At 67.3% G+C, this 26,758-nt stretch carries 27 protein-coding genes and 1 pseudogene; 22 read left to right on the forward strand and 6 right to left on the reverse strand.

Annotation, left to right across the window (positions count from 1 at the left end; translation table 11 throughout):
• Window positions 1–200: 200 nt before the first annotated feature.
• On the reverse strand, window positions 201–641 hold the full coding sequence (locus HMPREF2990_RS08935) for a MarR family transcriptional regulator (RefSeq protein ID WP_070764204.1): 441 nt from the start codon (window positions 639–641) through the stop codon (window positions 201–203).
• A gap of 75 nt (window positions 642–716) precedes the next feature.
• Complete coding sequence (locus HMPREF2990_RS08940) at window positions 717–1,013, reverse strand: rhodanese-like domain-containing protein (RefSeq protein WP_070764206.1); 297 nt, start codon at window positions 1,011–1,013, stop codon at window positions 717–719.
• 26 nt (window positions 1,014–1,039) lie between these two features.
• Between HMPREF2990_RS08940 and HMPREF2990_RS08945 the strand changes: the two genes are divergently transcribed.
• Together HMPREF2990_RS08945 and HMPREF2990_RS08950 are read left to right on the forward strand one after the other, a co-directional pair.
• Window positions 1,040–1,723 carry a sortase family protein gene (locus HMPREF2990_RS08945; RefSeq protein ID WP_070764208.1) on the forward strand — a complete coding sequence of 228 codons (684 nt, stop codon included), beginning with the start codon at window positions 1,040–1,042 and terminating at the stop codon, window positions 1,721–1,723.
• An 89-nt stretch (window positions 1,724–1,812) separates the two neighbouring features.
• Entirely contained in the window at window positions 1,813–2,661 is an 849-nt protein-coding gene (locus HMPREF2990_RS08950) for a hypothetical protein (protein ID WP_070764210.1), read from the forward strand.
• 234 nt (window positions 2,662–2,895) lie between these two features.
• On the opposite strand, the gene HMPREF2990_RS12995 is transcribed toward HMPREF2990_RS08950, so the two are convergent.
• Together HMPREF2990_RS12995 and HMPREF2990_RS08955 are read right to left on the reverse strand one after the other, a co-directional pair.
• Window positions 2,896–3,483, reverse strand: coding sequence for a hypothetical protein (locus HMPREF2990_RS12995; protein WP_168167136.1), 588 nt, complete (start codon window positions 3,481–3,483; stop codon window positions 2,896–2,898).
• Between the two features lie 602 nt (window positions 3,484–4,085).
• Window positions 4,086–4,652, reverse strand: coding sequence for a hypothetical protein (locus HMPREF2990_RS08955; protein ID WP_141757863.1), 567 nt, complete (start codon window positions 4,650–4,652; stop codon window positions 4,086–4,088).
• 85 nt (window positions 4,653–4,737) lie between these two features.
• On the opposite strand from HMPREF2990_RS08955, the gene HMPREF2990_RS08960 reads away from it, so the two are divergent.
• Entirely contained in the window at window positions 4,738–4,971 is a 234-nt protein-coding gene (locus tag HMPREF2990_RS08960; RefSeq protein WP_141757864.1) for a hypothetical protein, read from the forward strand.
• Window positions 4,972–5,331: 360 nt separating this feature from the next.
• Here HMPREF2990_RS08960 and HMPREF2990_RS08965 read toward each other — a convergent pair whose 3' ends face one another.
• Window positions 5,332–5,808: an inorganic diphosphatase gene (locus tag HMPREF2990_RS08965; protein WP_070764217.1), complete on the reverse strand. Its 477-nt coding sequence runs from the start codon at window positions 5,806–5,808 to the stop codon at window positions 5,332–5,334.
• Window positions 5,809–5,871: 63 nt separating this feature from the next.
• Here HMPREF2990_RS08965 and dacB point away from each other — a divergent pair, with 63 nt between their 5' ends.
• The 19 genes from dacB to ptsP all read left to right on the forward strand — a co-directional run bounded on the left by dacB (window position 5,872) and on the right by ptsP (window position 26,506).
• Window positions 5,872–7,152 carry a D-alanyl-D-alanine carboxypeptidase/D-alanyl-D-alanine endopeptidase gene (dacB, locus tag HMPREF2990_RS08970; protein WP_070764358.1) on the forward strand — a complete coding sequence of 427 codons (1,281 nt, stop codon included), beginning with the start codon at window positions 5,872–5,874 and terminating at the stop codon, window positions 7,150–7,152.
• A gap of 2 nt (window positions 7,153–7,154) precedes the next feature.
• On the forward strand, window positions 7,155–8,060 hold the full coding sequence (tilS, locus tag HMPREF2990_RS08975) for a tRNA lysidine(34) synthetase TilS (protein WP_070764218.1): 906 nt from the start codon (window positions 7,155–7,157) through the stop codon (window positions 8,058–8,060).
• 90 nt (window positions 8,061–8,150) lie between these two features.
• Window positions 8,151–8,744 carry a hypoxanthine phosphoribosyltransferase gene (hpt, locus tag HMPREF2990_RS08980; RefSeq protein WP_070764360.1) on the forward strand — a complete coding sequence of 198 codons (594 nt, stop codon included), beginning with the start codon at window positions 8,151–8,153 and terminating at the stop codon, window positions 8,742–8,744.
• Between the two features lie 41 nt (window positions 8,745–8,785).
• Complete coding sequence (gene ftsH / locus HMPREF2990_RS08985; protein WP_070764220.1) at window positions 8,786–11,182, forward strand: ATP-dependent zinc metalloprotease FtsH; 2,397 nt, start codon at window positions 8,786–8,788, stop codon at window positions 11,180–11,182.
• Window positions 11,172–11,744, forward strand: coding sequence for a GTP cyclohydrolase I FolE (folE, locus tag HMPREF2990_RS08990; RefSeq protein ID WP_070764222.1), 573 nt, complete (start codon window positions 11,172–11,174; stop codon window positions 11,742–11,744). Before ftsH ends, folE begins: the two co-directional genes overlap by 11 nt.
• A 4-nt stretch (window positions 11,745–11,748) precedes the next feature.
• Window positions 11,749–12,600, forward strand: coding sequence for a dihydropteroate synthase (gene folP / locus HMPREF2990_RS08995; protein ID WP_070764224.1), 852 nt, complete (start codon window positions 11,749–11,751; stop codon window positions 12,598–12,600).
• On the forward strand, window positions 12,600–12,974 hold the full coding sequence (folB, locus tag HMPREF2990_RS09000; protein WP_070764226.1) for a dihydroneopterin aldolase: 375 nt from the start codon (window positions 12,600–12,602) through the stop codon (window positions 12,972–12,974). Before folP ends, folB begins: the two co-directional genes overlap by 1 nt.
• A gap of 1 nt (window position 12,975) precedes the next feature.
• The gene (gene folK / locus HMPREF2990_RS09005) at window positions 12,976–13,449 is read left to right on the forward strand and encodes a 2-amino-4-hydroxy-6-hydroxymethyldihydropteridine diphosphokinase (protein ID WP_070764228.1); all 474 of its coding nucleotides are present in this window, start codon (window positions 12,976–12,978) and stop codon (window positions 13,447–13,449) included.
• A gap of 4 nt (window positions 13,450–13,453) precedes the next feature.
• Window positions 13,454–13,945, forward strand: a complete 492-nt coding sequence (locus HMPREF2990_RS09010) for a DUF3180 domain-containing protein (RefSeq protein WP_371575841.1) — start codon at window positions 13,454–13,456, stop codon at window positions 13,943–13,945.
• A gap of 10 nt (window positions 13,946–13,955) precedes the next feature.
• Window positions 13,956–14,927: a DUF6779 domain-containing protein gene (locus tag HMPREF2990_RS09015; RefSeq protein ID WP_070764230.1), complete on the forward strand. Its 972-nt coding sequence runs from the start codon at window positions 13,956–13,958 to the stop codon at window positions 14,925–14,927.
• Window positions 14,924–15,616 (forward strand): 6PGD fold domain-containing protein, encoded by a 693-nt coding sequence (locus tag HMPREF2990_RS09020; RefSeq protein ID WP_070764232.1) that lies wholly within the window; start codon window positions 14,924–14,926, stop codon window positions 15,614–15,616. Before HMPREF2990_RS09015 ends, HMPREF2990_RS09020 begins: the two co-directional genes overlap by 4 nt.
• A complete protein-coding gene (locus tag HMPREF2990_RS09025; RefSeq protein ID WP_070764234.1) occupies window positions 15,613–16,404 on the forward strand; it encodes a pantoate--beta-alanine ligase in 792 nt (263 codons plus the stop codon). Before HMPREF2990_RS09020 ends, HMPREF2990_RS09025 begins: the two co-directional genes overlap by 4 nt.
• Window positions 16,405–16,425: 21 nt before the next feature.
• Window positions 16,426–17,700: a hypothetical protein gene (locus HMPREF2990_RS09030; protein ID WP_070764236.1), complete on the forward strand. Its 1,275-nt coding sequence runs from the start codon at window positions 16,426–16,428 to the stop codon at window positions 17,698–17,700.
• Window positions 17,700–19,097, forward strand: coding sequence for a DHA2 family efflux MFS transporter permease subunit (locus tag HMPREF2990_RS09035; RefSeq protein WP_070764238.1), 1,398 nt, complete (start codon window positions 17,700–17,702; stop codon window positions 19,095–19,097). The genes HMPREF2990_RS09030 and HMPREF2990_RS09035 overlap by 1 nt, the downstream gene beginning before the upstream one ends.
• A 19-nt stretch (window positions 19,098–19,116) precedes the next feature.
• The gene (lysS, locus tag HMPREF2990_RS09040; protein WP_070764240.1) at window positions 19,117–20,658 is read left to right on the forward strand and encodes a lysine--tRNA ligase; all 1,542 of its coding nucleotides are present in this window, start codon (window positions 19,117–19,119) and stop codon (window positions 20,656–20,658) included.
• The gene (locus HMPREF2990_RS09045) at window positions 20,659–21,807 is read left to right on the forward strand and encodes a glycosyltransferase family 87 protein (protein ID WP_070764241.1); all 1,149 of its coding nucleotides are present in this window, start codon (window positions 20,659–20,661) and stop codon (window positions 21,805–21,807) included.
• Between the two features lie 70 nt (window positions 21,808–21,877).
• On the forward strand, window positions 21,878–23,959 hold the full coding sequence (locus HMPREF2990_RS09050) for a glucose PTS transporter subunit IIA (RefSeq protein WP_070764243.1): 2,082 nt from the start codon (window positions 21,878–21,880) through the stop codon (window positions 23,957–23,959).
• A 17-nt stretch (window positions 23,960–23,976) separates the two neighbouring features.
• Window positions 23,977–24,789: a PRD domain-containing protein gene (locus HMPREF2990_RS09055; RefSeq protein ID WP_070764245.1), complete on the forward strand. Its 813-nt coding sequence runs from the start codon at window positions 23,977–23,979 to the stop codon at window positions 24,787–24,789.
• A gap of 31 nt (window positions 24,790–24,820) precedes the next feature.
• Window positions 24,821–26,506: a phosphoenolpyruvate--protein phosphotransferase gene (ptsP, locus tag HMPREF2990_RS09060; RefSeq protein ID WP_070764247.1), complete on the forward strand. Its 1,686-nt coding sequence runs from the start codon at window positions 24,821–24,823 to the stop codon at window positions 26,504–26,506.
• 65 nt (window positions 26,507–26,571) lie between these two features.
• On the opposite strand, the pseudogene HMPREF2990_RS13120 reads toward ptsP, so the two are convergent.
• Window positions 26,572–26,758: pseudogene (locus HMPREF2990_RS13120) on the reverse strand (hypothetical protein); the annotation flags it as partial.

Raw genomic sequence — 26,758 nt, forward strand, 5'->3', positions numbered from 1 at the left:
GGGGGGGGGCTATATGTCGAACCCGCCTTGTCGAACACGTCCAAAAAATTGAGGTTGTTCGACAACCCGGGTTCGACAATTGGGCCGAGCAGGGCTAAACAGCGCAGATCGGAACTCGATAGTCGCTGAAATTTCCGGAACTATCGAACTCCAACTTGCGCTGTTTGGCCAGTCCTGCCGCCGCAGGCGCGCCCCAAACCCTACTCCTCGTCCTCCATGATGGCCTTGGTGAGCTTCTTCAGGCTCTTGAGCTGCTTGTTGCTGGAGGCGTCGAGGGCGCGGTCCTCGGCGTCGGCAACTTCGTCGGCGAGCATGCTCAGGGCTTTGGTGCCCTTCTTCGTGGCGGTGACGATCTGCCGGCGGCGGTCCTTCGGGTCGCGGTCGCGCTTGACCCAGCCGAGGTCCTCCAGCGAGTCGACGAGGCGGACCATGTCGGAGGCGTCGACAGCCAGCAGGCTGGACAGCTGCGACTGGGAGAGCGCGTTTTCGGCGACGCAGGTGAGTACCCAGAAGCCGCGCATGGACACCTCGTGCTTGCACAGAGTGCGCTCGACCTCGTCCTTGGTGTGGCGGCGGACCCGCTCGATCTGGAAGGACGGGGACTTGATTAGCGCGCTGGGGAGCTCGTCGTGGGTTGCCATACCCTCATCCTAGGGTTAGTGGGCCACACCAAACAATTACAGTTGGCCGCGACGAGCGCGCATACCCCCGAACGTCTACTTTTCGGTGGGCAGACCTGCGGCGACCCAGGCCTCGGTGCCGCCTTCGACGTTGATCACGCTGTCCCAGCCGAGCGCCTGCTCGAGGTACTCAGCGACGCGCAGGGAGCGGCCGCCGGCCTTGCAGATGACGTAGATGTCCCGGTCGGGGTCGATGTCGCCGGTGTTGCCAACGATGGTGGACATAGGCATGCTCACGGCGCCGGTGGCGTGGACTTCGGCGTACTCTTCGGGCTCGCGGACGTCGATAAGCTGGGCACCCTGCGGCACTTCGGTGACGTTGACTGATTGCATGGCCACGATCCTATACGCTTTCCTGCATGAACCTTGACCGACGCCCGCCGCAGTGGGTGTTTTGGGTGCGGCGCGCCGCGGTGCTGGGGGTGCTGGTGGTGCTGTTGATGGGCATTGCGGCGCTGGTGTCGCGCTGCGGGGGAGAGGAACCCGAGCCATCGGCGCACGTGGGGCAGTCGCGGCCGGTGGAGCTGCGCATCCCCGCGATTGGACTGGACGCCGAGTTCGAGGCGGAGGACTGCCGGGTCAAGGGCGGGGCGCTCAATCCGCGTTCGATGACGAAGGCGTGCGCGTACACGTCGCCTGACAAGCCCTACGAGCTGCCTGGCCCGGGCGCGGGCGATCTGACGGTGATCGCGGGGCACACGGGCGCGGGCGTGCCGGGCGTGTTCGACGCGCTCTACGACAGTGGGGCGGACGTGTCGCGGGTGTCCGTTGGCGACACGTTGTACCTGCGCACCGAGGATTCCGCCGACGCGTGGCTGAAGTACGAGGCCACGGATGTGCACGCGCCGCAGAAGGCCGGGCTCGCCGGCGACGCTTCAATCTGGGGCACGGGCCCGATGCCTGGGCGGCTGCTGACCATCTCGTGCATTCAGCCGCCGAACCTGCTTGCCGACGCCGTGCGCAACGCCGTCGTCGGCTGGCAATTCGTCGCCGTCGTGCCCGAGGCTGAGCTGCTTAACGACGCCACCGTTACCAATGTGTGACGTGTTGCCCCTGTGGAAAGTGTGACCGCGCGTGTAAAGTCTAAAGGTGAACTTGAGAGTGAGTCTTTCTCGCACGACAGGAGACCCCTATGCACCGCACCCCACGTACCCTTGCCGCTGCCGGATTCGCCGGCGCGCTCGCCCTTTCCGCCGCGCCGCTCGCCGGAGCGCAGGACCTGCCCGCCGAGGTGCACGACGCCTTCGGCGCGACCTACTTCCTCAACGAGGCTGGTGACTACTACGTCACCGACGCCGCTCAGGTCGCCGTGCCTTACGCCCAGCTCAGCGCCGCCGACCAGGAGCGCGCCGTTGACGTGACTCGCGCCGCCATCGCCGGGCTCATCGACGCGCCTGCTGACGCTTCGGCCACGGCTTCGGCTTCGGCTGAGGCACCTGCGGAGGCTCCGAAGGGCGACGCTGTGGCCACGCCCGCGGGCGACGGCGCGCCGAAGGAGAAGGTGCTGGACGCCGATGCTGTCGACCCGAACAACCCGGACCCAGTCCAGGGCGGACTCGTTGCCCTGCCGTCCGTGCTGACCGTGAATGGCGAGACCTTTTACCTCAACGCCGACGGTGCAACCTACGTCAACGACATTGCCCGCGTCGCCGATGTCCCGACACCGGAAGAGGTTGAGGCATCCGCGAAGCTGGTTGCCGAGCACTCCGGCGAGGTCCGCGAGCAGGGCCTGGAAGAAGCGCGCGCTGGCGGCAAGGATGCGGAGGCTGCGCCGGACGCAGGTGCTGCCGACGCTCCGGCTGTTGAGGTGCAGCACCAGGCTGCTCCGGCACCTGCTGGTGCCGCTGTCGAAGGCGCACAAGCCCGCGGTATGGCTGCAGAGACTGGTTCGAACACGTTCCTCCGCGCACTCGTCGCCCTGGTGATCGCTTCCGGGCTGGGTGCTGCCGTCTTCCTGGTGGGGCGTCGCTACCTGATCTAGCGGTGTCGCTGAGTGTGGCAGCGGTGAACGGGGTGTCTTGTGGGCGCTCTCGCATGGATGCGGGAGCGCCTTCTTAGCGTGTTGGGGGATGGTGGAGCGAATGGATAACCCCTACGCGAACCTGTAAAGTTTCTAAGAGTCTAGTTAGTCATTTCTTACGAAAAGGTCGTTTCCCGCTCCGTGTTGTCTCGCAAAATTCTCGCCGCGGCTTGCGCCGCCGCTCTTGGTGCCACCTCACTGATCGTCAGTGTCCCTTCCGTGTACGCCTATGAAGAGGTCACGAACGCAAGGGATGCACAGTGCAAGGCGGCCATCAATGAGGTGAACAGAGGTAAAGAGATTGCCAACGTCAATCGGTACTTCTTTGGACCTGGCCACAGCAACATTCGTGGGAATACGCTCAAGATCTACAACACCACTCGTTATGGCTCGTACGTCAAGCAGGCAATGGACGCCTGGATCGACGCTACCGGCGGCCTCTTGCGGGTGGAATACGTTGACCGGCCTGACCCAGATGCGGTGACCATTGAGCTCGGGCCGATTGGCGGCAACGTCATTGGACGCCAGCAGGGAATGCCTGGGAACAACCCGAGGGTTATCTTGAACCAGCGCATGTATGCCAATCCCGTGGAAATTCACGAAGCAAGCTTGGTCATGACGCTTGCACACGAGATCGGTCACGCGATGGGCCTCGCGCACTCGTGCGATAAAACGTTGATGAAGGGCGGTGGCAGCGGCGGCAAATTCGCCACCCTGCCGACGAAGTTCGACGCGCAGGTGCTCATCCAGACCCACCCGGACCTGCGGCGTCTGAACGGCCAACCGATGCCGACCCCTACCCCGGAGCCTGCTCCCGAACCGGAACCGGAGCCGTCAGTTGAACCAGCTCCGGAGCCCGAACCGTCTGTTGAACCGACGCCGGAACCTGAGCCAACCCCGGAGCTCCCGACGAGCACGAGTGTGCCAATAACAACGAAGCGCATCACGACCCAGCCTTCATCGACGAGCGAACGCCCCAGTGACCTGACTGTTACGGTCACAGTGCCGACCCAGCCGACCCGTAGCGAGCCGGTTCCGCCGGTGGAGTCCACCACGTCCACGCAGCGAACGAGCACAACGCTTGCTCCAATCACGGTGCCGAAGCCACGCACGCTCGAAGAGGCGCAGCAGGCGGTCAAGGAGTACGCGGACAAGTATCAAAGCGCTCGTGCCGCGGGAGATAAGGCACTCGCCGACGTCTACCTCGCCGCCCTCCGCGAAGCAAACACCAACCGCGCAGAACTGCGGGAGCAGTTGGCTTCGCAGACAACAACGTCTTCCACTACTTCTACGACGAAAACGACCACGACGTCTTCGCCAACGTTGACGACGCACCGCGTCACCCCAACGGCAAAGCCCACGCCTACCACGCAGACAACCACGTCTCAGTCGTTGACGCAGAAGCCCGTTGCAACAACGAGCACGACGACTTCGCAGAAGTCCACGGCACGCGCAACTACCACCGCGCCGAAGACTACTACGCGGGCAACCACGCAGAAGCCGGTCGTCTCGACAACAACGTCGCAGAAGCCCACTACTCGTGCGACCACCTCCGCGCCGAAGTCTTCGACGTCGCAGATGTCCACCGTCCGTGCAACTCCTCCTGCCTCGACGACTACAGCGCAAGCAACCACGCCTAAGCCTTCGACGGAGAAGCCGTCTACCTCGACGAGCACGACCACTTCGCAGAAGCTCACCACGCGTGCGACCACGTCCGCACCAACGACTACGTCACGGGCAACCTCGCAGAAGCCGGTCCCGCCGACGAGCACGACCGCGCACGAATCCTCCACAGTGGCCACCACCTCGTCCACGACGCCCACCCCGGTCGACGTGGAAGAGCCGACCCCGTCCGAGTCTCGTTGGCCGTGGACGACCCGACCCGCAAAGCCTGCCGACAGCCCCACGTCAACAACGGCAACTACGTCAACCCCGTCTTCGGCAGTAGCCACCAGCACTGTCGCCGAAACTCCAGCGGCACCAGAACCGGAGACCGAGACACCAACCGTTGACGCCCCGACCGTCACGATGACGCAGGTGACCACCACCCTGGAGGCACCCGCCGACACCCCCACAGAAAACGCAGCAGAAAACGCAGCAGAAGACGGGTCCGACCCCACGGGCAGTGCAACCGGCTCGGCTGAGGGTTCCAGCAAGGGCACTATCGCGGCGATCGTAATCCCGCTGGTGCTCGGAATCATCGGCGTCCTCGGCGCGGGCTGGGCTTGGGCTGGCGGCCTCATCCCAGGGGTTCCGGCACCGAACTTCTAAACGCCCCAAAACCAGGATGGTAACCAGAAGATGGTCATCAGCCGAGTAACGTCACGCCAACCCGCGGCAGTTACTCGGCTGATTACCATCCTGACGTTCCCATCGGCTGATTACCATCCTGAGGGGCCCAACGTCCTCCAGAAAAACCAGGCCCTACAACGTAGCGGCAGAACTGTAGCCCCCAAACCGTAGTCTTTCGAGTGGGCCGCCGTTTCCCGCGGCCGATTCAAGCGTTTTACTCGAAAGGCTACGTTCCAGACGCTACGCACTAGCCGATCAAACCCACCACCCCCCAAACACCAAAGCCCGAGCCCACCAACAACGGCAGACCCGGGCCCAAAACCCAAAAAGCCAGAAGCCTTACTTCTTGTACGCCTCGATCGCGTCCTGCAGGATCTTCTCGGCCTCGGCCTTGTTACCCCAGCCGGAACCGGAAACTTCCTTGTTCGGCTCGAGGTCCTTGTAGTGCACGAAGAAGTGCTCGATTTCGTCCTTGAGGAACTGGGAGACGTCGTCGATGTCCTGGTAGTGCTCGTAGCGGACGTCGTCGATGACGCAGAGCAGCTTGTCGTCGCCGCCGGCCTCGTCGGTCATCTTGAACACGCCGAGCGGACGCACCTTCACGGTGACACCGGGGAAGACGGGTTCGGGGAGGATGACCAGTGCGTCGAGCGGGTCGCCGTCGTCGGCAAGCGTGTGCTCGATGTAGCCGTAGTCGGCGGGGTAGGCCATCGGGGTGAACAGGTAGCGGTCGAGGTAGACGCGGCCGGTTTCGTGGTCGAGCTCGTACTTGTTGCGCGAGCCCTTGGGGATTTCGATGATGACCTCGGTAGCCATGTATTGCTCCTTCTTCTTGTGATGGTTCGGCTCCCCATCATACGTGGGCTAGTGTTGGTGCCGATGAAAGTATGGTCTTGGGTAGTGGGCGCGCTCGCGCTCGCGGCGGTCGGCACGGCGGCAGGCTTCGGGGTCACAGCGCAGCGCGAGCTCGCGGCGTTGGAGCACGCCCCCGCATACTCGCTTACCGCCCCGCCACCGCTGCTCGCACCTGCGCAGGGCAGTGACATCGACGAGCAGTTGCTTATCGACGCTCTAACGCCCCCCGCCGCAAACCCCGACCTCGGCACCTTCCACGCTCGGATTTCTTCCGTGAACACGGGCGAGGTGGTCCTGGATCGCAACGCGGACGAGCCTTTGCGCCCGGCGTCGGTGACCAAGATCCTCACCTCTGCCGCGGCCCTGTACCAGCTGGGTCCGGAGGACACGCTGTCCACGGCGGTGGTGCGCGGCGCGCAGCCCGGCGAGGTGACCATCCTGGCGGGCGGCGACGTCTGGCTCGACGACGAAGCCCTCGACGACCTCGCGGCGCAGATCACTGCCTCCGATGCCAGCCAGGTCACGTCGGTGACCGTCGATACCTCGCTCTGGGATGGCTTTACCGAGTTCCCCGAGTCATGGGACCCCGAGAACATCGACGCAGGTTACGTGGCCCCGCTGCAACCGGCGATGCTTTCCGGCGGCCGCATGGACGGCAACACCGAGGGCGACGTGCCGCGCTCGCACACCCCGGCGCTCGCGGTGGCGCAGGCGTTGGCGTACCGCCTCGGCGCGGACAACGCCAGCGTTGCGGACGCGCCCGTCGCGGAGGACGCGCAGGTGCTCGCCACCGTCGAGTCGCCCACGCTGACGGAGCGGATGCGGGTGATGATGCGCAACTCGGACAACGTCTACGCCGAGGCCATCGGCCACGAGGTTGCGCTTGCCCGCGGCACCACCGACGCGCCGCAGGCCGTCCTGGACACGCTTGCCGAGCACGGCCTGGACCTCAGCGGCACCGAGCTCGCCGACTGCAGCGGCCTTTCCGACACGAACCGGATCGCTCCCGCGCTCCTCGACACCATCCTGATGCAGGCCGCGACCGAAGCCCCGCTGCGCGACCTGCTCGACACCCTGCCCGTCGCCGCAGGCGAGGGCACTCTGGAGACCCGCTACGGGGACCTTCCGGGCCGCGGCTGGGTGCGCGCGAAGACCGGCACGCTCGACGAGACCTCCGCGCTCGCCGGCACCGTCACCAGCGAAGCCGGCAACGTCTACACCTTCGCGTTCATCTCCAACGACTCCTCCATCCTCGAGGCCCGCCGCGCGATGGACGAGCTCGCCTCCGTCCTGCGCGCCTTCTAGCCATGGCACCGCAGCCGTTCTGGCCCCGCACCTCGCCGCACTTCCTCGCTTGCCGACGCGCCGTACGCGCCCACCACACCAACGCCGAAGTCACCATCGGACTCTCCGGCGGGCCGGACTCGCTCGCCCTCGTCGCCGCCGCGGCCGCGGAACAACAACCGGCGCGCGCGGTTGTTGTCGACCACGGGCTGCAGCCGGGCTCCGCGGACGTCGCTAAGCATGCAGCCGAGCAGGCCCGCGCGCTCGGCATCCCCGCCGAGGTCGTGGCCGTGAGCGTCGATACCAGTGACAACCTCGAAGCCGCCGCCCGCGAGGCCCGCTACGCCGCGCTTTTCGCTTCCCACAACGAGGTCTGGGTCGCGCACACCGCTGACGACCAGGCCGAAACCCTGCTGCTGGGTGCCCTGCGCGGCAATCCCGCGGGCATGGAAGCGCGCGCCGGGCGGCTCGTGCGCCCCTTCCTCCAGCTGCGCCGAGCGGACACTGTCGGGGCCTGCGCCGAGCTCGGGCTCGAAACCTGGGGTGACCCGATGAACCAGGACCCGGCGTACCGGCGCGTCGCAATCCGCACCCAGATCATCCCGGCGCTTACCCAGCTTCTTGGCGGCGATGCCGTCCCCGCGCTCGCGCACACTGCAGACCGAATCGCGCAGAGCAACGCCGTCATCCGCGAGCTCGCCCAACCCGCCGGCGCCATGCGCTGCGATGAGCTCGAAGCGCTCCCCGCGGTACTGCGGCGCTCGCGCATCCACGCCTGGCTCGTCGACCACAACGTCCACCCCAACGGCGCACAACTCGACGCCATCGATCGGCTGATCACCCACTGGTGCGGCCAGCTCGGCGTGGATATGGCGCGCGGCGTGCGCGTGCGTCGTGTGGACGGCACACTCGAACTCACTCACCGTTGACCTGGGCCTTGTTGTCGCGCAAGGTGAGTAGGTGGCAGTATGAAGGAGTTGTAAGCCAACAGGAGATGGAAGGGCCCAACCATGACCGAGCTGTACACCGAGAAGGATTTCAACGTCCCCGCCAACCGCTACGGCGATGACGTGGAGGCCATCCTCCTGACCGAGGAGGTGCTGCAGACCCGCATCCAGGAGCTCGCCGACATGATCTCGGAGAAGTACAAGGACGCGGAGCAGGACCTCATCCTGGTGTGCGTGCTCAAGGGCGCGGTGTTCTTCCTCACCGATTTCGTGCGCAAGCTCTCCATCCCGGCGGAGATGGAGTTCATGGCCGTTTCTTCCTACGGCAACTCGACTACCAGCTCGGGCGTGGTCCGCATTCTCAAGGACTTGGACAAGGAGATCGCGGACCGCGACGTGCTCGTGGTCGAGGACATCATCGACTCCGGCCTGACCCTGTCGTGGCTGCTGAAGAACCTGCGCGGCCGCGGCCCGAAGAGCCTCGAGGTCATCACTCTGCTGCGCAAGCCGGAGGTGCAGACGGCGCAGATTGATCTGCTTGATGTGGGCTTTGACATCCCGAACGAGTTCGTGATCGGCTACGGCCTGGACTACGCGGAGCGCTACCGCGACCTGCCGTACGTGGGCACGCTGCACCCGCGCGTGTATTCGGACAGCGACGCTTAACGCCAGCTTTTTAGTAAGAAAAGGCAAAATCTCAAAACTGTATGACTAAGAATAAGAATGTCTTGCGCTGGGGCATTTTCGCCGCCGTCGCACTCATCCTGCTGTACGTGCTCACCCTCTTTGGCGATGACACGCGCAATTACCAGCAGGTAGATACTTCCGTTGCCATCCAGCAGCTTCACGACGGCAACGCGAAGGACGTCCAGATCGACGACCGCGAGCAGCGCGTCCGCATCGAGCTGCGCGAGCCGATCACTGTGGAGGAGCGCGAGGGCGTCGAGGCGGTTTCCGCTCAGTACCCGGCGCGCACGACCCCGGAGATCTTCAATGCCGTGCGCGAGTCCGGGGCGGACACCTACAAGACGAATGTGACGCAGGAGTCCTTCCTGCTGTCCATGCTCGGCTTCATGCTGCCGATGATCATCGTCTTCGGCCTGATCTTCTACCTGATGTACCGGATGCAGGCCGGCGGCGGCATGTTCGGCATCGGCGGGTCCAAGGCGAAGCAGCTGACTAAGGACAACCCGACCAATACCTTCGAGGACGTCGCGGGCGCGGACGAGGCCGTCGACGAGCTGCAGGAGGTCGTCGACTTCCTCATGGAGCCGGGCATCTACGAAAAGCTCGGCGCGAAAATCCCGCGCGGCGTGCTGCTCTACGGCCCGCCCGGCACGGGTAAGACGTTGATTGCGCGCGCGGTGGCGGGCGAGGCCGGCGTGCCGTTCTACTCCATCTCCGGTTCCGACTTCGTGGAGATGTTCGTCGGTGTCGGTGCATCCCGCGTGCGCGACCTGTTCAAGCAGGCCCGCGAGAACAGCCCCTGCATCATCTTTGTCGACGAGATCGACGCCGTCGGCCGCCAGCGCGGCTCCGGCATGGGCGGCGGCCACGACGAGCGCGAGCAGACGCTGAACCAGCTGCTGGTGGAGATGGACGGCTTCGGCGACCGCGAGGGCGTCATCCTGATTGCGGCGACGAACCGCCCGGACATCCTGGACCCAGCGTTGTTGCGCCCGGGCCGCTTCGACCGCCAGATCCCGGTGACCAACCCGGATCTGGCCGGCCGCGAGCAGATTCTCAAGGTGCACGCGAAGGGCAAGCCCTTGGCCAAGGACGTCTCGCTGGAGGCACTGGCCAAGCGTACGGCCGGTATGTCCGGTGCCGATCTCGCGAACGTGCTCAACGAGGCCGCCCTGCTCACCGCGCGCATCGGCGGCAACGTGATCACCCCGGACGCGCTGGAGGAGGCCACCGACCGCGTGATCGGCGGCCCGCGCCGCTCCACCAAGATCATCTCGGAGCACGAGAAGAAGGTCACCGCCTACCACGAGGGCGGCCACACGCTCGCCGCCTGGGCGCTCAAAGACATCGAGCGCGTCTACAAGGTCACCATCCTCGCCCGCGGCCGCACCGGCGGGTTCGCCATGACCGCCGACGAGGACGACAAGGGCATGTACAACCGCGACGAGCTCTTCGCCCGCATGGTCTTCGCCATGGGCGGCCGCTCGGCCGAGGAGCTCGTTTTCGGCGCGCCCACGACCGGCGCCTCCAACGACATCGAGCAGGCCACGAAGATCGCGCGCGCGATGGTCACCGAATACGGCATGACCTCCTCGCTCGGTGCGGTCAAGTACGGTCAGGAGCAGGGCGATCCCTTCTCCGGTCGCGGCGGCGGGGGCTCGCTCGAGTATTCGCCGGACGTCGCCGCCAAGATCGACGAGGAGATGCAATCGCTTCTCGACGCCGCGCACACCGTCGCCTACTCCACCCTGGAGAAGTACCGCGACCAGCTCGACGCGCTGGCCTCCAAGCTGCTGGAGAAGGAAACGCTGCGCCGCCCGGACCTCGAGGAGCTCTTCGACGGCATCGAGCCGGTGCGCCCCGAGCTGCCCGCCCACGACATCCGCTTCGGCCGGCAGCCGGGCCGCGAGCCGGTGAAAACCCCGGTCGAGCTTGCGAAGGAGCGCGGCGAGGAACCACCGAAGCCCTTCTCGCTACTCGACGCCTCGCGCGCCGCACGTGAGCGTCGCCAGCGAGAGCGCGACGCCCGCGACAAGGGCCCCAAGCACACAGGCAGTGGCTCCTCCGCGTGGACCCCACCACAGGGCGGGTCCCGTCCGACCTACGGCGGACCCACCCCGCCGCCGGGCTGGACCTACCCGGGCGCAAACAACGCTCCCGCCGACGCTCCCGAACGCAGCGAGCACCCGGGCATGCGCAACTACGCGCCCAAGCCGGAGCAGCCGCAGGAGCCTAAACAGCCGGAAAAGCCGGAGCAGCCGGAGCAGACCGAGGAAATCGGTTTCCGCCTGCCGGAAAACGAGCGCCCCTCCGACTCCTACTACCGCCCATCCGAGGACACGACCCAGCAGATGCCGCGCCATCGTAAGGCTGACGACGGCACCAGCAACCCAGAGGACACCAACAATGACCAATAAGTTCGACCAGGCGCGCGCTGAAGCCGCGGTACGTGAGCTGCTCATCGCGGTAGGCGAGGACCCGGACCGCGAGGGCCTGAAAGAGACGCCCGCGCGCGTGGCCCGCGCCTACGAGGAAGTCTTCGCCGGGCTGCACACCGACCCGACCGAGGTGCTGGAGAAGACGTTCGCGGAGAACCACCAGGAGCTCGTGCTGGTTCACGACATCCCGATCTACTCCACCTGCGAGCACCACCTCGTGCCCTTCTACGGCAAGGCGCACGTGGGCTACATCCCGGGCAAGGACGGCAAGGTCACGGGGCTTTCCAAGCTGGCCCGCTTGGCGGATTTGTACGCGAAGCGACCGCAGGTGCAGGAGCGGTTGACGGGACAGGTGGCTGACGCGATCGTCGAGAAGCTGGGCGCTTCCGCGGTGATCGTGGTGGTTGAGTGCGAGCACCTGTGCATGGCGATGCGGGGGATCCGCAAGCCGGGCGCGATCACGACCACCTCGGCGGTGCGCGGCGGATTCAAGAACAACGCGGCCTCGCGCGCCGAGGTCCTGAGCCTGATCAGGAGGTAAACACATGGTCAGCGTGGCCGATATGACGGTGCCCGGGCGGACCACCGTCATGGGCATTGTGAACGTCACGGAGGATTCCTTTTCCGACGGCGGGCGCTGGCTCGCCGCCGACGACGCGATCGCGCATGCCCACGAGCTGGTGCGCCTGGGCGCGGACATCATCGACGTCGGCGCTGAGTCCACCCGACCGGGCGCCACCCGCGTGCCGGCGGAGGTGGAGGCGGCCCGCATCCGCCCGGTGATCGAGGCGCTGCACGCCGATGGCATCCGCACCTCAATCGATACGATGCGCGCTACCACCGCGGCCGTCGCTGCCGAGGTCGGCGTCGACCTGATCAACGACGTCTCCGGCGGCCTCGCAGATGAAGACATGTACCGCGTCATGGCCGAGACCAAGCTGCCGGTGTGCCTGATGCACTGGCGCGCCGACGCCTTTGTCAACGCTTCCGGTGCCGCCGACCACGGCGGCGACGTCGTCCGCGACGTCCATGAGGTGCTCGCCCAGCTGGTAGACAACGCCCTTGCCGCGGGCGTGGCGCACGACCAGATCACGCTCGACCCGGGCCTCGGCTTTGCCAAGACCGCCGCGGACAACTGGGCGCTGCTCAACGCGCTACCGGAGTTCATCGCCGGCGAGTTCCCCGTGCTCGTCGGCGCGAGCCGCAAGCGCTTCCTCACCGGCATCCGCGAGGACCGCGGGCTCGAGCACGGGCCTGTCGACGCCGACCCCGCCACCGCCGCCGTCACCGCACTGTCAGCGCACTACGGTGCGTGGTGCGTGCGCGTGCACGAGGTCGCCGTCTCCCGCGACGCCGTCGACGTGGCCGCGCGCTGGCGGCAGGGAGGCGGCAACTGATGGCTGACCGCATCGAACTTAAGGGCCTTGTCTGCTACGCCCACCACGGCGTCCTGCCGCACGAAACGGAGCACGGCCAGGCCTTTACCGTCGACATCACCTGCTGGGTCGATTTCGCCGAGGCCGCAGCTGGCGACGACCTGACCAAGACAATCAACTACGCCGAGCTCGCCCAGCTCGCCTACGATGTCGCCGCCGGGACCCCGCGCCAGCTCATCGAGACCGTCGCCACCGAAATCGCCGACACCGCAATGGAGCGCTTCAGCCCGCTCCACGCCATCGAGGTCACCGTGCACAAGCCGCACGCGCCGATCCCGCTCGTCTTCGACGACGTCGCCGTCGTGTGCCGCCGCAACCGCAAGCACAGGAGGTAGCATGCGCGCCGTCATCTCCGCCGGCTCCAACATGGAGGACTCGCGCGCGCACCTCGCCTCCGTCCGCGCGCACTTCGCCGACGCACTCGTCGCCGCAAGCTCGCTGTACGCCACCGCGCCCTGGGGCAAAACGGATCAGCCGGATTTTCTCAATCAGAGCTTGCTTATCGACGCCCCGCTCACCCCCTCCCAACTCCTCCACGAGTGCCAAGCGCTCGAGGCCGCCGCGAACCGCGTGCGTATCGAGCGCTGGGGTCCGCGCACACTCGACGTGGACATCGTCGATATCGACGGCTACACCTCCGACGACCCGGTACTGACCGTCCCGCACCCGCGCGCCCACCTGCGCGCCTTTGTGCTGGCACCCTGGCTGGAGCTCGACCCGGACGCTACCCTGGGCGGCGAGCGCGTCGCCGAGCTGCTCGCGGGCCTCGACGCGAAAGAGCGCGAAGGCGTGCGCAGGCTGGAGGACTAAATTCATGGCAGAGCAACCGGGCAGCGGCATGCAGCGCACCTCCGTGGCTGCGCTCGTCGGGGTGGCCGGGTTTAGCGCTGCGGCGACGTTGATTTTGATGCGTCGGTTTTACGGCGCGGTGGCGTCGATAAGCATCCTTGTGCCCTCGAGCCTCTGGGTGCTTGCGCTGACCTGCGGCTACCTCGTCGTGGTGGTGAAGAAGCGACGCGAGGACGGGCGCATCGGGTTGGATCGCTCCCAGCTCAACCCCATGATGGCGGCGAATTTCATGCTCTTTGGCAAGGCCAGCGCGTGGGTCGGCGCGATCGCGGGCGGCGCGTATCTCGGGCCGCTGGTGTACGTGCTGCCGCGGCTCGGGGTGCTTACGGCGGCGGGCGAAGACCTGCCCGCACTTGCCAGCGGCGTGGCTGGCGGGTTCGCGCTCGCGGTGGCCGGGGTGCTGCTGGAGAAGGCGTGTGAGGTGTCGCCGCCATCCAACGGGGAAGCGGTTAGCTAAGGTACTAACCATGACTGCCGAATCTTCGTCCAGAGACAACGGAAACATCTGGGTCATCGTGCCTTTCGCGCTCGCGATCGTGGGCACGGTGGTGATGCTCTTCACGAACTCGGCCAACGCGCTGAAAATCTCGCTTATCCTCGCGCTGTGGGCCGCCGCAGCCGGGCTGATCATCATCTTCAAGACACGCCGCGACCGCGACGAAGCCACCCGCGCGCTGGAAGCCAGCGAGGCGCAGCACAAGGAAGAGCTCGCCCGACTTGAGGCGCGCCCCGCGCCGGCCGCGCCTTCCGTGGACGAGGAGCTCCTGCGCGAACTGCAGTCCGAGATCAAGGCGCTGCGCAGCCAGCTGGAGGAGATGAGCGGGCAGGTCTTCGAGTACGAGCCCGCGGCCGTGCGCGCGGCGGCGCGGCGCATCCAGGAGATCGAGCAGGCAGGCGCGGCTCCGGATACGTGGGCCAAGGACACCGCCGCGCAGCCCAGCGAGGCAGTCCAGCCGGTGGAGGAGCCGGTGCACGAGCCGGTGGCGTCGTTCCGCGAGCCTCAGGCTGCGCCGAAGACCGAGCCCAAGCCGGAGCCGAAGGCCGAGGCGAAGGGTCCCTCGACCTACGAGACCGCCAAGATCACCCGCGTCACCAGCGAGCACACCGCCGCAGGCACCCACCGCACCCGTCCGAGTGGCGCGCCGAGCAGCGACGCCGTTGCGGGCAAGATCGGCCAGATGCCGCAGCGCGACCAGCCGAACCCGCTGTCCGCGCTGATCAGCGAGCGCGCGAAGGCGGAGGCGGAAAAGCCTGCGCAGCCAGCGCAGCCTGAGAAGCCCGCAGAGCCAGAAAAGCCGGAGAAGCCGGAGACACCCGAGTACGTCGGCCGCCACGAGCAGCCCGCCCAGGAGTCGACCGGTGGCCGTCGCCGCCGCGACGCCGGCCGCGAGGGAGCACTCTCCGTCGCTGAGCTGATCGCGCGCAGCAAGCGTTCATGACGCCGCGGCTGCTCGTCGGCAAGATTGGCCCAGCCACAGACCTGACCGCGGGCCTGGAGCGCGCAGGCCACAGCGTCGTTGCGCTCGACCCGGCGGATCCGGGGCAGATCGCGCACGTCGACCTCGTGCTCATCGACGCTCATGATCCCGCCACCGTCCGCGCCTGGGCCGCCCGCTTCGCCCCGCACGCGCGCGCCGAGCAGATGTTCATCCACACCGCGCTGCTCGGCGGAGCGCAGCTGCTCGACGAGGTCGAGACCGCCCGCGCCATCGTCATGTGCGCCCACCAGATCGGTCAGTCCACGTGGGTGACCTCGGCGGCCGACGAGATGGGGGAGGCGGTCGTCGCGATGCTGTTCGCCGAGGCCGGCGCGACCGCCGTGCCGATCGCGGACACGGTGCGCCCCACACTCGCCGCAGCGCAGGAGCTCCGCGCGCGTCAGCACGCCGTGCTTGTCGACGCCCACACGCTCACCACCCAAGCCATCCCCAACCTCCCCGCGCCCGAGGACCCCGAAGATGCGGCACCTCTCGACGTCGCCACCCTGGACACCCTCTACGCTGCGATCGAGGACCCGGGCGTGCGCCGCCTCTTCGTCGACCTGCAACGGCGCACCGCTGAGCAGGCAGGGGACACCGCCGTGCAAGTATGGGCAATGGAAAAGTACGAAGGGAGACAATCCAGATGACGTTTGAACCGGGCAAAGCCACCGTGGTCACCGACGAGGCGCTGCTCGCAACCTACGGGCGCGCGTTTCGCAAGGTGGGCAAGTCGGTGGTGCTCGTGCCGCTGTCCACGGGCGTGCACGCCGGCCACATCGAGCTGATCCGTGCGGCAAAGTCGCTGCTCGGCGCGTACGTGTTCGTCGCCTACGAGGGCGAGGAAGTCCCCGACGTGTTCGCCGAGGAGAAGGTGGACGTGGTCTTCCACGGCACACTGCCAACCGCAGCAAGGGTGTCCACGGGCGTGAAGTGTTTGGAGGACGCGGAGGGGGTTGAGCGTGGCGTCGCTAAGCATCTGGCCCTGTGTAACGCCACACATGCCACCGACCTGGTGCTCGGCGAGAAGGACTTCGAGCTGCTCGTAGCCACCCAGCTGGCGGTCTCGGCGCTGCGGATGGAGGTCAAGCTGCACAGCGTGCCGACGGTGCGCATGCCGGATGGGCTGGCGGTGAGCCTGCGCAACGAGCGCGTCGCCCCCGAGCACCGCGAGGCGGCCCTTGCACTCGGCGCGGCGCTGACCGCCGGAGCGCACGCCGCCGAGCACGGCGCGGAGACGGTGCTCGAGACTGCGCGCGGCGTGCTCGCGGCGGCCGGTGTCACGCCCGCCTACCTGGAGCTGCGCGACCTGGCCATGCGCCCGGCCCCCGCGACCGGGGACGCGCGCCTGCTCGCCGCAGTGGATCTGGGCGAGGTGCGCCTGATCGACAACGTGGGCGTGCCGCTGGGCGTCGGGTTCAAAAACATCGAGGCGTAGGCAGGCGCTACACTCTTGGGCATGTCTGTGTCCAACATCGCTGCACTGCTGAATCAGCGCTACGGTTTCGCCTTCGCCGCCGAGCAGGTCCGCCAGTCGGGCCGCACTGCCTCATCGACGCTGTACACCGCGTCGAATGCCGAAGGCCAGGCCGTGGAGGTCGAGCTTTTCGACGCCGGTGCCACCGCCGACACCGACGCCCTCGGCCGCGAACTCAGCGAGTCCGAGCACCCCGGCACCTTCCAGCCGCGCGGGGCGGGGATCAGCGATGAGGGCCAGTTTTTCGTGCTGCGCGAGGCCCCGTCGGGCTCGACGCTGCGCTCGCTTATCGACGACAAACGCGCCGCCGGCACCACCTTCACCAACGCCGAAGCACGCGACCTTTTGCTGCCGGCCGCCGAGGCGATCGACGCGTACAACCGCGAGGGCCACCCCGAGTTCGTCTCCCGCTCGATCGACCCGGCGCAGCTTTTGGTGCAGCCCGCGTGGTCTTCCGTGCCGGTGAAGATGGCGCTGGTCGGCCCGCTCGCCGACGGTGGCGAGGCCGATGCGGCCGCGACAATCGACGCCAACCGCGCCGCCTTCCGCGACCTGGTTTCCGAGATGACCGGCGACCCGGTCGACGAGGAGCTGGCACGCGAGTCTGGCTCGTGCGCCGGCTACCTCCTCGCCTTGGCCGGCGGGGCGGCCGCGGCGGTGGGCACGGACGGGGAGACCCCGGTCGCGCCGCGCCCGCAGGACGGCTACCGCAAGCCGCCCGAGCCCTACGCGTACGGCCCGTCGGGGGAGTACACGCGCCCCGCCGTGGTCAAGGACCGGATGAACCCGTGGCCGTGGATCATCGCCGTGCTCGTGCTGCTGCTCATCGCGCTTGGCGCGTTCTGGTGGTGGTGGGACAACAACCGCGGCGAGGAATGGGCAGGCGCGGACGCCGAGATCGCCCAGGAGTACCCGCAGCTCGTCTCCGAGCGTGCTGGCGGCAAGGGCTGGGAGGACCTGGTGTGCGAGTCCGCCACCCCGGAGGCCGGCCAGGAGGGCAAGATCCGCTGCGCCAACGAGGACCTGGGGGTCTCCGTGTCCAAGTACGTCTCGCAGGACGCGCGCGACGACGTGGTCCCGGGCCGCGATGAGGCGGTCATCCTGGGCAGCGGCGAGTGCATGATCGACTCCTACGAGGTGCCGGAGGCCTACCCGCCGGCGTTCGTGATGGTGCCGGAGAACAAGGAGCAGTACCTCGTGGTGATCAACGGCCACGAGTCTGAAGACAAGCGCCTCGGCCTGCCGCTGTGCGAGTAATGCAAAACCCGGCGGTGCTTCTGGCCATCCTCGTGCTCAGCGCGATGATGATGATCTTCAACGAGACCACCGTCGCTGTCGCGCTGCCCGCGATCATGGCGGAGTTCGGCGTGAGCGCGGACGTGGCCCAGTGGCTGCTCACCGGCTTCCTACTCACCATGGCGGTGGTGATCCCCACCTCGGGCTTCCTCATCGACCGGCTGACCACGCGCACCCTGTACTTCCTGTCGATGGCGCTGTTCCTTTTCGGCAGCGTGCTCGCCGCACTCGCCCCGGCGTTTTGGGTGCTCATCGCCGCGCGCGTGATCCAAGCCGCGGGCACTGCGGTGATGATCCCGCTGCTGTTTACCGTCACTTTGAACGTGGTCTCGCCGCAGCGCCGCGGCACGGTGATGGGGCTCAACGCGGTGGTCATCTCGGTGGCCCCCGCGCTCGGGCCGACGCTCGCGGGCCTGGTGCTAAGTAAGTGGACCTGGCACCACATCTTCTGGGTGATGGTGCCGATTCCTTCGCTGCTGCTCGTCACCGCCATCTTTGTCATGCGCAACGTCGGCGAGGTCCGCAAGACCCCGCTCGACGTGTTTTCCGTTGTGCTGTCCGTTTTCGCGTTCGGCGGACTGGTCTACGGCCTGTCCACCTTTACCCAGCTGGTCACCGGCGACTCGGTGGCACCCGGGATCGCGGTCGGCGTCGGCGTGGTCTTTACCGCCATCTTCGCCGCGCGCCAGCGCCGCCTGGCTAAGAAGGACAAGGCGCTGCTGAACCTGAACGCGCTGCGCTACCGCGACTTCACGCTCTCGCTCGTCGCGGTCATCGCGGTCTTCGGCTCCTTCCTCGGCACGGTCAACCTGCTGCCGATCTACCTGCAGGGCGCGCTTGGGCTGTCCACCGTGGCTACGGGCCTGATCCTGCTGCCCGGCGGGGTGGCGCAAGGCGTTGCCTCGCCGATCGCGGGCCGGATTTACGACGCCGTCGGCACCCGCCCCATCGCCATCCCCGGTGCGCTTATCCTCGCCGCCTCGCAGGCCACGCTGTGGCTCACGCTCGGGGAGGACACCCCGCAGTGGCTCATCGTCGCCACCCTGATCTGCACGAACGTGGCGATGGCGGCGGTGATGACGCCGCTGATGACGGCCTCGCTCTCTGCGCTGCCGCAGCCGCTGTACTCGCACGGCTCCGCGATCCTGAATACGCTGCAACAGCTCGGCGGCGCGGCCGGCACGGCGGTGTTCATCGGGATCATGTCGCTCGGAGTCGCGGGTGGGGCGAGTCAGGCCGAGTCGGCGTCGACAAGCTTTGGGGCGGGCGTCGTGGCGTCGATAATTGCGCTGGCGGCGGTGAGCTTTGTGGGCGGCAAACGCAAAACGGTGACCGTGGAGTCGAGTGCGCCGCGCTGACCGACTACGATAGGCGGGCGTGACTACGCAAGATCTTTCAGAGCAGCAGCAGATCCGCCGCGAGAAGCGGCAGAAGTTCCTCGACGCGGGGCTCGACGCCTACCCCGTGAGCGTCGAGCGCACGACCTCCCTCAAGGACTTGCGGAGCAAGTACCAGGCCGTGCCCGAAGGCGAGGGCGACGGTACAACCAAGCTTGAGCCCGGCCAGGAGACCCAGGACGTGGTGGCCGTGACCGGCCGCATCATGTTCCAGCGCAACACGGGCAAGCTGTGCTTTGCCACCCTGCAGGAGGGCGACGGAACCCAGCTGCAGGTCATGCTGTCGCTGGCCGAGGTCGGCGAGGACGCGCTCGCGGCCTGGAAGTCCGACACCGACCTGGGCGACATCGTCGCGGTGAAGGGCCGGGTCATTGCTTCTCGACGCGGCGAGCTCTCCGTCCAGGCCCAATCCTGGCAAATGGCGTCCAAGGCGCTGCGCCCGCTGCCCGTCGCGTTCGCTGAGATGAACGAGGAGCAGCGGGTCCGCCACCGCTACACCGACCTGATCATGCGCGAGCAGGCTCGCGTGAACGCGATGACGCGCATCAAGGTCATGGCCGCAGTGCGCAAGTACCTCACCGGCGAGGATTTCGTGGAGATCGAGACGCCGATGCTGCAGACCCTGCACGGCGGCGCCGCCGCCCGCCCGTTCGTGACCCGCTCGAACGCGCTGGACATCGACCTGTACCTGCGCATCGCGCCGGAGCTCTACCTCAAGCGCGCCGTCGTCGGCGGGCTGGAGCGCGTCTTTGAGATCAACAAGAACTTCCGCAACGAGGGCGTGGACAAGTCGCACTCGCCGGAGTTCACCATGTTGGAGACCTACCAGGCGTGGGGCACCTACGCCGACGGCGCGAAGCTGATGGAGGGCCTGGTGAAGTTCTGCGCCCGCGAGGTCTTCGGCTCCGAGAAGGTCACGCTTGCCGACGGCACCGAGTACGACTTCTCCGGCGAGTGGAAAGTCATGGAGATGTACCCCAGCCTCAACGAGGCGCTGGAGCGCAAGTTCCCGGGCCAGCCCGAGGTCACCATCGACTCCACGGTTGAAGAGCTCACCGCGATCGCCGAGCACATCGGCCTCGAGGTCCCCAAGGGCGAAGGTTGGGGCCACGGCAAGCTGGTCGAGGAGATCTGGGAGGAGCTGTGCGCCGACCAGCTCTACGAGCCGGTATTCGTGACCAACTTCCCCGTCGAGACCTCCCCACTGACCCGCGACCACCGCGACAAGCCGGGCGTGACCGAGAAGTGGGACCTCTACATCCGCGGCTTCGAGCTGGCTACCGGCTACTCCGAGCTGATCGACCCGGTCATCCAGCGCGCCCGCTTCGAGGACCAGGCGCGCCTCGCCGCCGACGGCGACGAGGAAGCCATGGTGCTGGACGAGGACTTCCTCGCCGCGATGGAGCAGGGCATGCCGCCGACCTCCGGCTGCGGCATGGGCGTGGACCGTCTGCTCATGGCGCTGACCGGCCTGGGCATCCGCGAGACCGTCCTGTTCCCGATGGTCAAGCCGGAGGCCTAGGTGACGCCGAGCGCGGAACGCACCGCGCTTCTGCCGCGGCGCGTGCCGCTCTGGCTGCTCGCCGCGGCCGCACTGATCGGCGTGATCCGGGTGGCGATCACGCTGCCGCTGGCCCGCTACGGCTCCGACTTCGTGCCGATCTGGGAGGCGGTGCAGCGCTACACCAGCGGCATCCCCGTCTACAACGAGGATTACTCCACCACCGACCCGCACTACCTCTACGGGCCGGGCGCGAACGTGGTGCTGGCCCCGCTCGCGATCTTTGGCACGTTTGAGGTTGGCCGGTGGGCGATGGTGGGGGCGAGTGTGGCGTCGATAAGCGGCGCGGTGTACTGGGCCGCGAGGATGCTCGCGCCGCACAGGGCGGTGCCGCTGACGCTGGCGACGATCGCGATTGCGTTTAACACGCCCGAGCCGGTCCAATCCACCGTGTACCTGACCAACATCAACGGTTTTCTACTGCTGGTGATGGTCGCGTTCGTGCACGCGTGCCTGCGCGACTACCGCGGCTCGAAGGTTGTCGCGGCGCTGCTGTTCGCCTACGCGGTGACGATCAAACCGCAGTTCGTCGTGCTGGCGGCCGTGCCCTTCCTGCTGGCGCAGTGGTGGGTGATCGTCGGGGCGGTCGCGGCATACGCGGCGCTGTTCGGCATCGGCTGGGCGACCACAGTCAACCCGCACTGGTACCTCGAGAGACTCGTGCCGTATTTGTCGGAGACGCGCGACTACGACAACGGGGCCATCGGCGCGATGGGGCTGGGCACGGTCGGCACCTTCGTGGTCAGCGCGATCGTGCTCATCGGCGTATTCGCCGCGGTGGCGCTGCTGTTCCCGCAGCGCCACGAGCTCGGCGCGGTGTGGGCGTTTTGCACCCTCGGCGCGCTGTTCAGCGGCGTCTTCCTCGTCGGCGGCCTGCTGCAGGGCTACTACTCGATCTGGTTGATCCCGCTGGCGATGTCCGCGATCGACCTGCGCTCGCCCGCGCGCAACTGGGCCACCGGCATCGCGATCTGGACCACCACCGGCCTGTTCGCGCTGCCCGGCGAGCCGAGTTTGCTGGCCACCCTCGGATGGGGCGTGGTGCCCTTTGCCATCGCGGTGCACGCGGGCCTACGATGGAAAAAGACAACAGGGTTGTTACCCGCCTAAACAGCGCGGGGCAAGACCTGGGACGTTTTCGCGTCCCAGGTCTTTTTTCTTTGGATTAAGGAGCGAACTGATGGCAAAGACACAAGCGAGCCTGCAGGAGCAGGCCGCTGACATCCTCGCCGGAATCGGCGGGCCCGACAACGTCGTGAGCATGTCGCACTGCGCGACGCGTTTGCGCTTCGAGCTTGCCGACGCCTCGGCGGCCGACAAGGAACGCCTCGAAGCCAACCCCAAGGTGATGGGTGCGGTCCCGCAGGGCGGCAGCCACTACCAGGTCATCATCGGCGGCGATGTGGCCAACGTCTACAACGAAATCAAGGCCCTGCCCGAGATGCGCGGGGCCAAGCAGCTTAGCGACGCCGACGTCAAAGCCCAAAACCGCGCCAAAGCCCAAGGCAAAGTGCCCTGGCTCGACGCCTTCTTCGAGTACCTGTCTGACTCCTTCCGCCCGATCCTCGGCGTGCTGCTGGGGGCGTCGCTGGTCATCGCCGCCGCCGCGGTCATCGACGCGCTCGGCCTGGTCGACTTCCGCGCCGAGGTCAAGACCCCGACCTGGCAGTTCGTCGACGCCATGTGGCGCTCCGTGTTCTACTTCCTACCGGTGATGGTGGCCTACAACGCGGGCAAGAAGCTGCGCATCGACGGCTGGGTCCCCGCCGCGATCATGTTTGCGCTGTTCACGCCCGAGTTCACGGGGCTGGCGGAGCACCCGGACGCGATCGTGTCGCAAAACGCCCTGCTCGGCAGCGAGGTCGCGCGCGTGACCGTCTTCGGCGCGCCGATGCTTTTGCCTGAGTACGGCGGCAACGTGTTTGTCCCGCTCATCATGGCTGCGGTGGCGGCCCTGGTGTACAAGGGCTTCCAGAAGATTATCCCGTCGGCCGTGCACATGGTGTTCGTCCCCTTCCTCACGCTGTTGGTGATGGTCCCGTTCACCGCCCTGGTCATCGGGCCGCTCGGCTACGCGCTCGGCGCGTGGATCGGCGTCGGCCTGGCGTGGCTCAACGGCAACGCGCCCTTCGTCTTCGCCATCCTGATCCCGATGCTCTACCCCTTCCTGGTGCCGCTGGGCCTGCACTGGCCGCTCAACGCTCTGATGCTGGTGAACATCCAAACGCTTGGCTACGACTTCATCCAAGGCCCCATGGGTGCCTGGAACTTCGCCTGCTTCGGTGCGACCGCGGCTGTGTTCGCCATTTCGCTGCGCGATAGGGACCCGCTCATGCGCCAGACTGCCGGCTCCGCGCTGGCCGCCGGCCTGTTCGGCGGTATCTCTGAGCCGTCGCTCTACGGCATCCACCTGCGGTTCAAGCGCATCTACCCGCGCATGCTGGTGGGCTGCTTCGCCGGTGGCCTGACCATCGCGATCCTGGGCACCCCGTTCGGCGGCGTGCAGACCAACGCGTTCGTGTTCACCTCGCTGCTGACCATCCCGGTCTTTAGCCCGGCGTGGGTTTACGTCATCGCGATCGCGGTGGCATTCTTCACCGCGTTCACCATCATCTTCATCACTGACTACCGCACTCCGGAGGAGAAGGCGGAGGCGCTTGCGCGTCGCGAAGCTGCGGAGGCTGAGGTAGAGGCAGAGGCTGAGACCGAGCCGGAAGCTGAGACCGAGCCGGAAGCTGAGCCGGAGCCCGCAGCCGAGCCTGCGCCCGCAGCCGAGCCTGCGCCCGCCGCAGCGCCCGCTGCGACCAAGGAGCTGCTCGCCCCGCTCGCTGGCGCATCCGTGCCCATGGACAAGCTTGCCGACGCCGCCTTCGCCTCCGGTGCCCTCGGCCACGCCGTGGGCATCACGCCGCAGGCCGATCACGCGACCGTGGTCGCCCCGGTCGACGGCAAGGTCATCTCGGTGGCCAAGACAGGCCACGCCTACGGCATCAAGACCGCCGACGGGGTGGAGATCCTGGTCCACATCGGCATCGACACCGTCAAGCTGAAGGGGGAGGGCTTTACCCCGGTCGCGGAGAAGAAGCAGCAGATCCGCGCCGGTGAGCCGCTGGCTGAGGTGGACTTCGCCTCGATCATCGACGCCGGCGTCGACCCGACCGTGATCACCACCGTGGTCAACTCCAAGACGCTTGCTGCCGTCGACGATCTGGCAGCTGACACGGTCGCGGAGGGCCAGCCGATCCTCGGCGTGACCAAGTAGCACTACGCTTAGAGGGCATGCAGGTCCTGCGCGTGTTCAATAACAATGTCGTGCTCGCCCGCCGCGGCGATGACCCAGTGGTGGTCACCGGCCGCGGCGTCGGCTTCCAAGCCAAGCAGGGCGAGCGCATCGACGAAGCCAAGGTCGCCCGCATCTTCGTCCCGCTCGACGGCCGCGACCCCGACCACGCCGGCGAAATGATCGCGGGACTGCCCGCCGAAACCGTCGAACAGGTCGCCGCAGCGCTTGAGGAAGTCGGCGTGCACACCCGGCTGACCCTGGTCACCGCGATCGCCGACCACATCATCGGCGCCGCCGAGCGGGCCCGCAAAGGCACCACGATCGAATACCCGCTGCGCGCCGAGGTCACCCACCTCTACCCGGAGGAGGCGGCGCAGGGGGAGCGCCTACTCGCCGCTCTCAACCGTAGGCTCGCTGAGCCGCTGCCGCAGGAGGAAGCCATTGCGCTGACACTGCACCTGGTCAACGCCGGGTTCAACACGGGAAACCTGGCGCACACCTACCAGATGACGGGCGTGATTCAGCAGATGTTGGACGTGATTGGGGTTGACGGGGCGTCGATAAGCACTGCCCGCTTCATCACGCACGCGCGCTACCTCTTCGTGCGGCTGGCGCGCGGGGCGCAGCTCGACCACGGCAACTCCCCGCTCACACGCGAGCTGTTGCGCGCATACCCGCAGGATATGGCGGTTGCGCGGAAGGTCGCGCACATCGTCGAGCTGCGCTTCGGGCAGTCGCTTACCGACGACGAACTGGCCTACCTCGGCCTCCACATCGCGCGCCTGCGCCAGCCGCACGCGGGCGAGTAGTCTCGAGGGGAGAACGAGCGAAAGGAAACACATGACTGACCGCACTGTTCTTTACGGCATTGGCGTCTCCGCAGGCACGGCCTCGGGACCGGTCGCCGTGGTGACCGCGCCCGTGGGCATCGACGAGGCGGAACCAGCCGCGGCCGAAGGCGACGCCGAGCGCGTCGCAGGCGTGCTTGACGAGGTCGCGGCCTCGCTGACCGCGCGCGCCGAACACGCGAACTCCGAAACCTCCAAGCAGGTCCTCGAGGCCACCGCGACGCTGGCGACTGACCGCGGCCTGATCCGCGGGATCAACAAGGAACTGAAGAAGGGTAGCGGCGTCACCCGCGCCGTCCACGACGCGGTGGAGGTCTACGCCGGCAAGCTGCGCAAGCTGGGCGGTTACATGGCCGAGCGCGTCACCGACCTCTACGACATCCGCGACCGCGCCATCGCGCGCCTGCGCGGCTTGCCCGAGCCCGGCGTGCCGCACCTCGACGCGCCGTCGATCCTGGTCGCCCACGACCTCGCGCCCGCGGAGACAGCGACGCTGGACCCGGAGATGGTGCTCGGCATCGTCACCGAGGGCGGCGGCGCGACCTCGCACACCGCCATCCTCGCCGCCCAGCTGGGCATTCCCGCGGCCGTGCAGGTCAAGGGCATCCTCGGCGCGGTTATCGACGCCCCACCGCTCGCCCTCGACGGCGGCGTCGGCGAAGTCATCGTCGCCCCGGCCGACACCGATGTCGCCGAGCTGGAGGAACGGTCGCGGCGCCGCGCCGACGCGCTGGCCGGCTCGTCTGGCGAGGGCGCGACGCGCGACGGCTACAAGGTCAAACTGCTGGCCAACATCGGCACCGCCGAAGACGCGGAGAAGGCGGCCGCGCTCGATCTCGAAGGCTCCGGGCTGTTCCGCACCGAGTTCCTCTTCCTCGACCGCGACTCCGCACCGACTGTGGAGGAACAGACCGAGACCTACACGCGCGTGCTGCGGGCCTTCGGGAAGCGCCGCGTGGTCGTGCGCACCCTGGACGCGGGCGCAGATAAGCCGCTGAGCTTCGCCGACCTCGGCGAGGAGGAAAACCCGGCGCTTGGCCGCCGCGGCCTGCGCCTGTCCATGGAGCGCGAGGATCTCCTCGACGACCAGCTGCAGGCGCTTGCCAACGCGCACGCCAACGTGCCCGAGGCGGAGCTGTGGGTCATGGCACCCATGGTCGCCACCGTGGAGGAGACGCAGTGGTTCTGCGACAAGGCGCGCGGCTACGGTCTGCCTAAGGTGGGCATCATGGTCGAGACGCCGGCCGCCGCGATCCGCGCCGGGCACGTGCTCAGCATCGCTGACTTCGCCTCCATCGGCACCAACGACCTGTCGCAGTACACCATGGCGGCCGACCGCATGCAGGGTGAGCTCGCCGAGCTGCTCAGCCCGTGGCAGCCGCCGGTGCTCACCATGATCAAGGCGACCGGCAAGGGCGGGCACGCGACCGGCAAGTCCGTCGGCGTGTGCGGTGAGGCGGGCGGCGACCCGCTCATGGCGCTCGTGCTCGTCGGCTTGGGCGTGACTTCGCTGTCGATGGCGCCGTCGAAGGTCAACGCGGTCCGCGCCGCGCTGCGCCTGCACGACATGGATACCTGCCGCCAGATGGCCAACTACGCAGTCGACGCCCCGACCGCCAAGGAGGCGCGCGAAAACGTCCTCAAGATCGCCGATCCGGTGCTGCGCGATCTGCTCTAGCGCCTTCAGGCATGCTTGCCCGCGCGCCGGTTTTTGCTGGCGCGCGGGCTTTTTGCGTGGGGGGTTTAGTCGGGTGGTTTGCGGTTCTCGGCTCGGGCTTTGTGGTCGGTGCCGGTGGCGGTGACATTCCCATAGGGTGAGACGTAGGTGATCTGTCCATCCCGTCTTTCTGTATGCCCGCGGGTGCCGCGTGCTGCTTGGGAGTTGTGGTACTTACACAACCACCCCAGGTTGGAGGGTGTGGTCTCGCCG

This window comes from Corynebacterium sp. HMSC071B10 (assembly GCF_001814825.1).
GTDB lineage: Bacteria > Actinomycetota > Actinomycetes > Mycobacteriales > Mycobacteriaceae > Corynebacterium.